6 protein-coding genes are annotated in these 10958 nt (G+C 46.9%); 3 read left to right on the forward strand and 3 right to left on the reverse strand.

Features of this window, described 5'->3' with window-relative positions; all coding sequences use genetic code 11:
• Positions 1 to 29: 29 nt before the first annotated feature.
• Both KHS78_RS17205 and KHS78_RS17210 read right to left on the reverse strand, forming a co-directional pair.
• Positions 30 to 2243, reverse strand: a complete 2214-nt coding sequence (locus KHS78_RS17205; RefSeq protein WP_211829787.1) for a hypothetical protein — start codon at positions 2241 to 2243, stop codon at positions 30 to 32.
• 57 nt (positions 2244 to 2300) lie between these two features.
• A complete protein-coding gene (locus KHS78_RS17210; protein WP_211829788.1) occupies positions 2301 to 3752 on the reverse strand; it encodes a hypothetical protein in 1452 nt (483 codons plus the stop codon).
• Positions 3753 to 4062: 310 nt separating this feature from the next.
• Between KHS78_RS17210 and KHS78_RS17215 the strand changes: the two genes are divergently transcribed.
• The 3 genes from KHS78_RS17215 (at position 4063) to KHS78_RS17225 (ending at position 8633) form a co-directional block, all read left to right on the forward strand.
• A complete protein-coding gene (locus KHS78_RS17215; protein ID WP_211829789.1) occupies positions 4063 to 6435 on the forward strand; it encodes an efflux RND transporter permease subunit in 2373 nt (790 codons plus the stop codon).
• An 80-nt stretch (positions 6436 to 6515) separates the two neighbouring features.
• Complete coding sequence (locus tag KHS78_RS17220) at positions 6516 to 7313, forward strand: outer membrane lipoprotein-sorting protein (protein ID WP_211829790.1); 798 nt, start codon at positions 6516 to 6518, stop codon at positions 7311 to 7313.
• A 63-nt stretch (positions 7314 to 7376) separates the two neighbouring features.
• On the forward strand, positions 7377 to 8633 hold the full coding sequence (locus KHS78_RS17225; protein WP_211829791.1) for a hypothetical protein: 1257 nt from the start codon (positions 7377 to 7379) through the stop codon (positions 8631 to 8633).
• 90 nt (positions 8634 to 8723) lie between these two features.
• On the opposite strand, the gene KHS78_RS17230 is transcribed toward KHS78_RS17225, so the two are convergent.
• Positions 8724 to 10787, reverse strand: a complete 2064-nt coding sequence (locus KHS78_RS17230; RefSeq protein ID WP_211829792.1) for an ankyrin repeat domain-containing protein — start codon at positions 10785 to 10787, stop codon at positions 8724 to 8726.
• Between the last annotated feature and the right edge of the window lie 171 nt (positions 10788 to 10958).

The raw sequence follows: 10958 nt of genomic DNA on the forward strand, positions 1-10958 counted from the left end.
GTTGCAATATCATCAGCGATGTTTTTTGGCTATTTGGAATCGCCGTTGTCGTTCTTCTCTTCAGGAAATTCTACGTGTACCATGAAATCTCTTGTTGTGACGTTTTCTGGGTTTTTAGGATCTATGACGATAGAAATTGCACATTTCATAAAGGATTCTCCCCACCTTTTATTAAGGTCTCCCAGGATCAATACACCCTCGCCACTGCCTGGCCTTTCCAGGGTGGTGCTTTGGATTTTTGTATGGCAGCGAATAATTTCATATTGAATGACTATTTCTCCAGTTTTTCTGTCTTTTGTCAGCGTTATATGAAACCCATGATTTCCAGGCAAACTGAAACTTTCACCAAACAATGGCCAGAAGATTTCCATTTCAAAACCACGAAGTAAACCTATCAGTGGATTCTGATCAAGAAAGTGACAAGTTTTTTGCCGAACAGCTTGAACCTCGCTGAGTCTTTGAACGTGCTTGATGACTTCATTGTTTCTCGCTTCACGGGCTCTAAAGTAAGCTTCGTCTTTTTCTTTTTTCTTTTGTTCATCTTCGTTTTTTTCGTATACGGGTTCATCAGGCCTCATTAGCGGTATTTTTAGACCTTCTTCATTAATGACATAGTAATCGTTTCTATGTAAGTCGTTTGTTACGAACTGTACAGGTAAATTGGTCGAAGGATCGAAATCAGCTTCTTGCTCAGCACCAGCAACTTGTGTCTGGATGATATACTCTCCTAACCTTTGCTGGATTGTTTGAACGTCCTGTGCTGATAAATCTAATTCCTTTGATCCTTGTTTATCAATAGTAAAGGAAACGGTTTTTTCATTGTCAGAAAACGATTCAGCATAGAGGTGATTTAAATTTAAATCTTTTATCACGTTGTTAAGATGGTCAAGGATTTTACCTCTCAACTTATAATCGCCAGGGTGTATTGCTTGATACCGTTTTCGAAGTGCGTCACTATGATAAGGGAAAGTTGCTAGTACTCGTGCCATTCGTGCATAGTACTGATAAGGAATAACTTCTGTTTTGGTGTTTTTGAAAACAACCCGAGGCCAAGAATCAGGTATATTTTCTAAATCCTTCAAACCCACAAGTAGGATCTGACATTGATTGCTAACCTCCTCTTCAAAACGTTCCCATTCTTTTGGAGTCGTATCAAGACTCAGTTTTGCTGACCATTGCATTAAATGCTCTTCAAGATCACTTATTTTATGATACAAATCTGGGATTTGTTCATAGCCATAGTCATATGCATTTCCCAATGAATCAAGACTATCTAGCTCCCGTGATGTGGTCATTTCATTACCGATATGATGACTTGGCTTTAGTAGAGCATAGGCTCCAGTTTCCTGCAGGCTTGTAGGTTGGTCGAAAGAAAGTTCTGTAGCAACAGGTACCATTTCAGGCTTGATCGTTAATGATGAGTGAGCACTTCTTCGTTCGTCTAAGCCTTTTGGCTCCCTGTCTTGGCTTGTCATAGACGGCTGCATAGGCAGAGATGTCGTTTGGGGAGTTGTTGTCCCGTTAGTTACATGACTTTCAGATCTTAAAAGGCTGCTGGGGGCTGAACAAGGTCGCTGGCCTGTTATTAAATCTGGCGCTGCTGTGTCTATGCCTGGTTGGCTCTCCAAAGAAGACTTGTAATCGTCTAATAACGCGGCTGCATCCAGAGTTTTCGGAGTGCCAGATTCAGGTTTGGGAGCGTCATCTTTTTCCGTTAAGCTGATCTGCCTTGGAGGTACAGGCTCTTTCAGAAACGTTTGTTCCAAGCTATCTGACATTTCATCGACTGGTTCTGATTGACTGCTACTTTTCAAATGTTCAGTTGACAAAGAGTCGTCTGCAGTATGAGTGACCTCATCAATATGTCCTGAAGGTCTGTCAACAGGCTGAGCGTCGTGGAAAGGACGCAAGCTGTCATGAGTTGTCATATAAAAAATGCTATCACGCTGATTTGGCGTTATTGGCTCAGAGGTTATATCGTTCTCGCTTGAATCGCGATCAGGATCAGGAATTCGGGCATTTTCATCTGTAGCGCAGCGTGAGCAACACCGCTCACGGATAGATTTAAAAAACTCACCAATCTGCTCACCTATCCATATCAGTCCATTTAAAATCACTTTGAATGGGTTACAGCATGTGGTTTCTTTTCCTGAAAAGCTGCCACTGTCAAGAGATGCATCATGAATATTCGCATCTGAGACGTGTGTGGGAGAAGTAGGAGTTCCCTTTGAATGTACTGCCATTGTTTATATCCTGTGCCTGTCGTTAAAAAATAAATCCTTTATCATGACGATGTTGACTCATGGTATCGCTGCAACAATATCCAGTGGTTCGACGGTCGCCTGTTCTGGATGGTTCAGATCGACCACTATTTTCATGGTGGGTTTGAATGATGCGTTAAGCCAGCGATCGCAATAATTCGACATGTAAGGGTATTGATCTCTAATCATGTCTTCCATGTCAGGGCTAAAGCCATTAGGCCCCTGTTCTTTGGGTTCATTATTCGGGTTATGATGTATGCTTATGGACTGGGTGATAACGATTTTATTTGGGTCTTCGGCGTCAGGGCGTATATCCGTATGACGTTTGATATTGAAAGAGTCTGGAGAAAGTTTCAAACCTAAAGTTTCTGTAACGATCCTCATGGCTTGATCTGCCATGCCAATCTTAGCAAGTTGAGAGATATGCACGCCCAATGTGTATATTGCTTTTTGATTGTTGTTTGTGATTTCTCCTAAATATTCAAGGAAATCCGTTTTTCTCTCTTGTATTTTTTCTTTTTGAGCATCGGTAGGTTCCGCTGGTATTTCTAGTGGTGTTTTATTGCCAAAGTGAAATTTCAGAGTGTCAGCTCTATCAATACAGTCGAGCTTGAACTGTTCAGGTAGTTTCATACTTGTTGATGTGCCAGGGATTTTATAGTTTTCCGTTGACGGCTTATTAGCTTTTTCTTGTACTGTTTTCTGATAGAGTTCTCTAAAACCTTTTTCCATTTTATAGATGGAATTCCGGGATATATGGCCTTTTTCTTGAAGGCCTGTCAGCGTACCAGAAATGGGTGGGCATTTTTTTGCTTCTTCGCTATAACGTTCCCCTACGTAAGTGATTAGATTGTTGAGATGTTCTTCGAGTGCACCCACTAAGACACCTCTTAAATCAGATGTATAATGGCCTGCACGGTTGATTCGTTTAAAAAGCTCTCCATCTTGACGGGAATCACTATTGACCCATTTTCTATGTTCAGCTATCAAGGTTTGTCGAAGTCCTGCAAGAAGGCGAAGCTTGTCGGCTGGATTCAAAGTATTGTTGTTTAAAGCTATATTGCAAGCCGTTTTTACCGTTTCATAATATTGATGAGTGAATAAATTACAACGATTTTTAAAGATTCGGTTTAGTTGTTTGGTCGATAGGAACATTCTTTGAAATCTACTCGGTATCAACAACGTAATGTGTTCCTCAATGACTTGACTCAAGTCATTTTGCTCTTGTGTCATAATTTTTTCGATTGGGCTTTTAGGGGTTAGCCAAATGACAACTCTTTGTGCGATGGGAATACATACATTGTTTTTTAACCATTGGCAGGAATCTGTTAGAGCACGGATAACTTTTTCTTTTATTGACAGGTTAGGGTTTGGCTGAACGGATTTAACCATGTAGCTGCCAAAGAGATGTTTTTTTACCCATTGGTGAAACCCCGAAACACCTTGTGCTCGGTAATTAGAATGACCAATATGCGATGGAAACGATGCCATTTTGATGAAAAATCCCGTTGCTTAACTGATATCGGTTAGATCAATTTTCCGAACCTACTCACTCAATGCTTATCAAAACATATCATTTAATAATTTATTGGACATTAAGACCTTCGTAGAGTTCGTGACAAATACTGTGATTTTTGACAACGGTGTAATACTTTCGGATGAACTGTCAGGATATAACTGCAAGGAAGTTGCATCGAAAACCAGACGAACAAGTAATCCTGACAGCTTATAAGCGCCTGAATGGTCAATGCAAAACCTATAAAAGCGTAATAAAAACACCTGTTCTTATTCAGGAGTGCTTATGGACAGGTGGTTTGCCGGTTTTTTCATGCGTTACCGGTTCGTGTTGGGAGTAGGCAGCCTTGGGTTGTGCCTGCTTTTGTCCACAGGACTGACACGGTTGTATTTCGACAGTAACTTCCGGATCTTCTTCAAATCAGACAATCCTCAGCTGCAGGCTCATGACGCCATGGAGCAGGACTATGTCCGTTCAGACAATGTCGTTTTTACTATCCAGTCACTCAGCAAGGATGTCTTTACCCCGCAGACCCTGAAGACCATAGGCTGGCTGACCGAGGAGAGCTGGCAGATTCCCTACAGCCAAAGGGTGGACTCCGTCACTAATTACCAGCTCACCCGGGCCGGAGAGGATGATCTGCTGGTTGGTTTCCTCGTGGAAGATGCCTCTGCTCTGACGTATGAAGACGCTGCCCGTATACGAAAACTGACGTTGGCCCAGGAATCGCTGGTCAACCGTCTGCTGGCGAAAGATGGACAGGCGACCAACATCAATATTCGCTTGAATCTGCCCGAGGACCAGCGGGAAGCGATTGACGCCGTGATGGTCGTAGCGGAGGCGATGAAAGCCCGGGCTGAGGTGGAAAACCCGGATATTATCGTGCATCTCATGGGGATGGCTGCGATAAATCAGGCATTCAATGAAATGGCGATGAACGACGCCAGCACACTGATGCCCGTTATGTTTATCATTGTCCTGGTATTACTGACGCTACTGATGCGTTCGCTGGCCTGTACGCTCGCGACGATTGTCATTATTGCTGTCAGTGTTGCGACCACCATGGGGATCACCGGTTTCATGGGGTTGGCGATCAATCAGGTCAATGCGCTGGCGCCAACCGTGGTCATGACCCTGGTGGTCGCAGATTGTGTCCACGTTCTAGTGGTCTTTCTGCAGGGGCTTCGCAGCGGCATGGCTAAACACGCCGCATTGGAGGAGAGTCTGGAGATTAATTTCCAGGCAATCTTTCTGACCAGCCTGACCACCGCGATTGGCTTCCTGGCCATGAATTTCAGTGACAGTCCGCCATTTCGGGAATTAGGCACCATCACGGCCATCGGTGTGACCTGTGCCTTTGTCTTTACCCTGACGCTTCTGCCGATGATCGTATTAGGTCTCTCCCGCTGGCTGCCTATCAAGGTGCCGGAGAATGGTGCACAGGATATTACGGCAAAAGTACTGGCTGGGTTCAGCCGCTTTGTCGTTCGTCGTCACCGGCCGGTTTTCTTTGCCACGCTGGCGGTTTCCCTCCTGATTATCAGTTTCATCCCCCACAACGAGTTGAACGACAGCATTGTGCATTACTTCAGCAAGGACACCGATATCCGTCAGGCGGCGGATTACCTGCAGGAGAATGTCGCCGGGATGACGGTCATATCGTACTCGCTGGATTCCGGGGCGTCGGGCGGGATTAATGAACCGACCTTCCTGGCCAAGGCTGAAGCATTTGAAACATGGTATCGGCAGCAGGATGCGGTGGTGCATGTCACCAGTTACCTGGAAACCATCAAACGGTTGAACCGGAATATGCATGGCGATGACCCGGCCTGGCAGCGGTTGCCGGATACTCGGGAGGAAGCATCTCAATATCAGCTGTTGTATGAGTTGTCACTGCCGTTTGGTTTAGATCTCAGTAACCAGCTGACGTTTGATAAGTCGGCCATGCGGTTGGATGTGATTGCCAAGGATCTCAAGGCGCAGGAGATCATCGACCTGGATCAGCTGGCGCAGCAATGGTTTGTCGATAATGCCCCAGAGCTGCAGGCAACGGGCACCGGACTGTCACTGATGTTTGCCCACATTGGCCAGCGCAATATCCACAGCATGATCAATGGCAATGTGGTGGCGGTGATTCTGATCTCGCTGACCTTGATGCTTGCGTTGCGCTCATTCCGCTACGGTCTGTTGAGCATGATACCCAATGCCTTCCCGGCAGCCATGGCCATGGGCTTATGGGGTATGGCAGTTCAGGAAGTGAATCTGGCGGTCGCTGTCGTCTTTTGCATGACGTTGGGCATTGTTGTTGATGACACCGTACATTTTCTCAGTAAATACCTGAAAGGACGTAAGCGGGGGTTATCTCCGGCTGAAGCGATTCACGACGTTTTCCATAAGGTCGGCTCAGCCCTGGCGATTACGTCCATGACCCTGACCGCTGGTTTTTTGGTGCTGACCCTCTCGGATTTCAACGCCAATATGCTGACCGGCCTGATGGTGGCCATCACTATCGTGGTGGCGCTCTTTTTTGATTTCCTGTTTTTGCCCAGCCTGCTGCTGATGCTGGCGTCTGGCAAGGCAGGACAACAACCACCGTCGCTTACCAGGAAGGCTGAGGCACCTGCCGTCAGAACGGTGGAAGCGGATACCACGACGTGACGGCAGTGATTAAAACACGGACTGAAAAAAAACATTCAAAGAATAACCAGAAGCATGTCTGGATGACGGGGAGAGAAGGAATGGGAAAGCGGTTGATTGCAATGGCAGCCATGGTTGCCGCGTTGCCAGTGTTATCCACATCAGCGTCGACGCCGGAGCAAAAAGGCCTGGACATTGCTCTGCAGGCAGAAGCTAAGGGTAATGGCTTTGTTGATAGCAAGGCTGAACTGGAGATGGTGCTGATCAACGCCCGCGGGGAGGAAAACCACCGCAAACTGCGTCAGATGACGCTGGAAGGGGCTGATTCAGACGACAAGTCATTGATGGTTTTCCTGTCACCCAAAGATCAGAAAGGGACGGCGCTGCTGACGCATGCCAGTAAGGATGATGATGAGCAGTGGCTCTACTTGCCGGCGGTGAAACGGGTCAAGCGCATTGTTTCCCGGAACAAGTCCGGCCCATTTGTCGGCAGTGAATTCTCCTATGAGGATTTGAACCCACAGAATGTGGATGACTACACCTATAAGTATCTGCGAGAGGAACCGTGTAGTGATGACCCGGCAGCGCTGGCCTGCCATGTCATGGAACAGTTTCCGCTGGACAAGCATTCCGGGTATTCGCGGCTCGTTGTCTGGCTGGATCAAGACGAGCTTCGGCTCCAGAAAATCGATTTTTATGACCGGAAGGATAGTCTGCTGAAAACCATGACCGCCTCAGGTTATCAACAGTACAACGACCAGTTCTGGCGTCCTGAGAACAGTCTGATGGTCAATCATCAGACCGGTAAAAGTACACGGCTTCTGTTCAGCAGCTACGCCTTTGGCTCTGGTCTGAAGGAAAGGGATTTCACCAAGAACAGTCTCAAGCGTGCCCGATAAGTGACAATTGCTGTTTATTATCCAGCCGTTGTCATTTTTCTGCTGGCGGGTTTATGGAGCAGTATGGCCAGTGGGAACGAATGGTCTGGCAAACTGTCGCTGGAGACGCGGCAGTTTTTCCACAAGGGACTCCAGCGTCAACCACGCAGCCATTACTCTGCCAGTGGCGCGCTGGACTATTACACAGACTGGAATGACGGTTACGACAGTTTTTCTTTTTCGGGTTTTTCACGGCTCGACAGCGTGGATGAAGAACGTACACATGCCGATATCCGTGAGTTGAGCTGGATTCATGTTGCTGATGACTATGAGTTGAGAACCGGCATTCGCAAAGTCTTCTGGGGTGTTACTGAAGGCATCCACCTGGTGGATATCATTAACCAGACAGACTTGGTGGAAGGGTTTGAGGGTGAGGAAAAGCTGGGACAGCCTATGGTCAACCTGTCGTTTGAGCGGGATTGGGGGCTGGTCGATCTGTTTGTCCTGCCCTGGTTTCGTGAGCGGACCTTTCCCGGGGATGACGGGCGCCTGAGAATTCCTTTGCCTGTGAATACTGATGATGCCATCTATGCGTCAGGTGCCGGGCAGCATCGGCTGGATGTCGCGGCACGCTGGAGCCATAGCATGGGTGATCTGGAGATTGGGCTGTCACACTTCTCCGGCACCAGCCGGGAACCCCGGTTTACGTTGCAGACATTCGGTGACAATGGTCAGGGTGTACCGACAGCGGCGGAGCTGATCCCTGTTTATGAAACCATTGACCAGACAGGCCTTGAACTGCAGTACAGCCTGGCGGACTGGGTGTTGAAACTGGAAGCCATCAGTCGTTCAGGACAGGGGCGCCGATTTACTGCACTGACGACAGGCGTTGAATATACCCAGGTTGGTATTTTCGATAGCCGAATTGATTTGGGCTGGGTGGTGGAATACGCCTTCGATGACCGCAAACGGCTGGCGCCTGCCGGAAACATGGAGCACGATATTCTGCTGGCAACACGCTGGAATTTTAATGATGCGGATAGCAGCTATGCATTGGCAGGTTTATTCTGGGATCATGTTTCTCATGAACGACTCTTTTCATTGGAAGCCAATACCCGGCTGACGGAAAGTCTGTTGTTGAACATTAACCTGGTATTGGTCGATAGCCGTGAATTGAAAACGGATGATGCGTCGCGTTTGGCCTCTTTAATTGATCCAGTGTCACCGCAATCCGGTATTAATGCAGCCACTGAGGAGGTCCTGGATTATTACAGTATTCGTAAGATGGGTTTTATACGGCAGGATGATTACCTTCAAGTGGCGATTTCCTGGTATTTCTAAAGAAAACCCCTGCCGCATTGACGACAGGGGAGTAGTGAAAGGTGCCAGCTTAGTACTGGCTAGTTGTCACTGATATGAAGACTACGGTATTTATTGGGTCAGGAGCCTAATGACTTCAGTATGACCGTTTTGCCTGGCGTACATTAATGGAGTATAACCTCGTGCATCCTTTAAGCTCAGATCGTCCCTGTTGCGTTTATTTTTCAGCATGAGGCTAAGAATATCTCCATAGCCTTTTCGGGCAGCAAAATGCATAGGCGTTTGTTGGGCGCACCCCGTTACGGGCTGATTAGCTTTGGCACCTTTATTTAGCAGTAACTGAGTGGCAGCCAAGCGATCTCGTACTTTATTGGAAATTAACACGGCGACCAGAGGCGTAAATCCGGTTGCATTCTGATTACCTTCATTGATGACTTTGGCATCTTTTTTGGCAAAGAGTTTTATTGTTTCTTCTGGGTTCTTCTGTAATTGACATGCTGCGACCAAGGGTAACTGCTTATTTCTATCTTGCCCCCTTATGCTTGCTGAATGGTTCAGTAAGTGCTTTATGCTATCCATATTTCCTTTGATGCAAGCCATAATCAATGCGGTATAACCTTCCTCACTGATATCATCAGGACTAGCCCCGCACTGCAGTATAACTTCAACCGTATCTGGACGGCATAATTCACAGGCTTTGATGAGTAATTGCGTTAAGCATGTTGGCTCAGGTTTCACATGTTTGAGCAGAATTTGTACACTCTCTGCAGTGCCTTTTTGGGTTGCGAGTTCAAGCGGCGTCATGTCTTTCGAATCCCGCTTTTGGGAATCAGCTCCCCGGTTGAGAAGCTCTTGAACGATTGCCGTATTGGCTCTCGGTGGCTTAGAGGCAGCAGCACAGTGTAACGGGGTCATGCCCCTGCTATCTTGAGCGTCCATTGTTGCCTCTGTGTCCAAGACTTTTTTTACTGTCTCAAGATTGCCTGACATACAGGCTTTGTGCAGTACGGTTTGTTTGATGTCATCCTTTTGATTAACGGCTTGAGCCTGCTTAGTACCTGCTTCGATGTGGTCTAACAGTGTGGCTACACACGAACTTTGCCCCATTAATGCGGCTGAATGCAGCGCTGTCATATGCTTTTTGTTCGTCGCACTGGGGGAAGCACCCTGTTCCAGCATAGTGGAAAGCGCATGGTTACAACCGCCTATGACAGCTATCTGTAAGACTGTGTTGCCATCCTTAGCAATAATCTCTGCTTTGGCACCATGTTGCATCAATAGTGTTATACAGTCGGTATGTTCGTTTAAGCAGGCAAGCGAAAGCGCTGTTTGCCCTAATCCATCAACCCTGTTGATTGATTTGGTATGGGATGTTGACAGTTGGTGCTTGGGCGCGGCACTAAGTACTGCTTCAACGATGTCTTGTTTTCCGGATAGTACCGCGAGGTGCATGATGGTTCGTCCATCCTTGTAGTTAAGATTCATTTTTGGCTGTCTCTTCAGAATTGCGTTTATCATTTCCATATCTTGAATAGCAATTGCTGTACTTAATGCGGATTCCTTCGCTTGGTTTTGCCAGTCGATATTATCCACGTCCTGAATTTGATTGAGGATAAGTTGCTTTTGATCTTCAGAGGGGGAGGTCCGGTATACCTGTAATGATTGAGACAGCTCCTCTCCGGAGATTTTTGGCTGTGTAGCGTGTGATTCACCTTTAGCCGCGGTGGAAGCTTGTGGCTGGTCAGATACTGCTTCCTCTGTTTCTTCTGTGCTCGTTGTGGTCGGCATCAATTTCTGAACCATACCTTGCACTTTCTGAAAGGTTGTTTGGGTTGGTTCTGGCTGGCTAGGTGGCTGAGCTTCTCCCTCCTTACTGGTAGATGCTTCTGGTGTGAGTGGGGTCGCCTCTTCTTGTGTATGAGGTGCTGGTTCCGCTGTTTGTAGTGATGATTTTAATCGATCAAATAGAGATGTTGAGGCTGTTTTAGGTGTGCTTGCCTCTGGAGCATCTTTCGATGCTTCTGTCGTGGTGAGAAGAGTGGTTTGTTCTGAACCTTGAGAGGTTTGTGGTTTACTGACTGGGACACCTGTTGTAAGAGTCATTTCCTGTGTTTGGGCTTCTTGCGTGGATGCCTGCGGCGAGGATTTAAAAAACCATCCTTTAACTGTTTCCATAATTCATTCTCCTGTTTGATAAATGAAAAAAGGCCAATGCTGTTCCTGATTACCACCTAACATAAGCCATTCTCCCGTCTAAACTTACGACACTGGTTTTCCTTGGGTTAGGAGACGTGTCATGGCCAGGAACAAAATCCAGTTTCAGAAAGGCATGAGCCTTGTGGAATT

Source organism: Kistimonas asteriae (assembly GCF_018263925.1).
Classification (GTDB): domain Bacteria; phylum Pseudomonadota; class Gammaproteobacteria; order Pseudomonadales; family Endozoicomonadaceae; genus Kistimonas; species Kistimonas asteriae.

What these genes read in the sequence shown, in the direction of transcription:
- KHS78_RS17205 (WP_211829787.1), bottom strand. Translation starts at nt 2,243, where the DNA reads ATGGCAGTACATTCAAAGGGAACTCCTACTTCTCCCACACACGTCTCA.
- KHS78_RS17210 (WP_211829788.1), bottom strand. Translation starts at nt 3,752, where the DNA reads ATGGCATCGTTTCCATCGCATATTGGTCATTCTAATTACCGAGCACAA.
- KHS78_RS17215 (WP_211829789.1), top strand. Translation starts at nt 4,063, where the DNA reads ATGGACAGGTGGTTTGCCGGTTTTTTCATGCGTTACCGGTTCGTGTTG.
- KHS78_RS17220 (WP_211829790.1), top strand. Translation starts at nt 6,516, where the DNA reads ATGGGAAAGCGGTTGATTGCAATGGCAGCCATGGTTGCCGCGTTGCCA.
- KHS78_RS17225 (WP_211829791.1), top strand. Translation starts at nt 7,377, where the DNA reads ATGGCCAGTGGGAACGAATGGTCTGGCAAACTGTCGCTGGAGACGCGG.
- KHS78_RS17230 (WP_211829792.1), bottom strand. Translation starts at nt 10,787, where the DNA reads ATGGAAACAGTTAAAGGATGGTTTTTTAAATCCTCGCCGCAGGCATCC.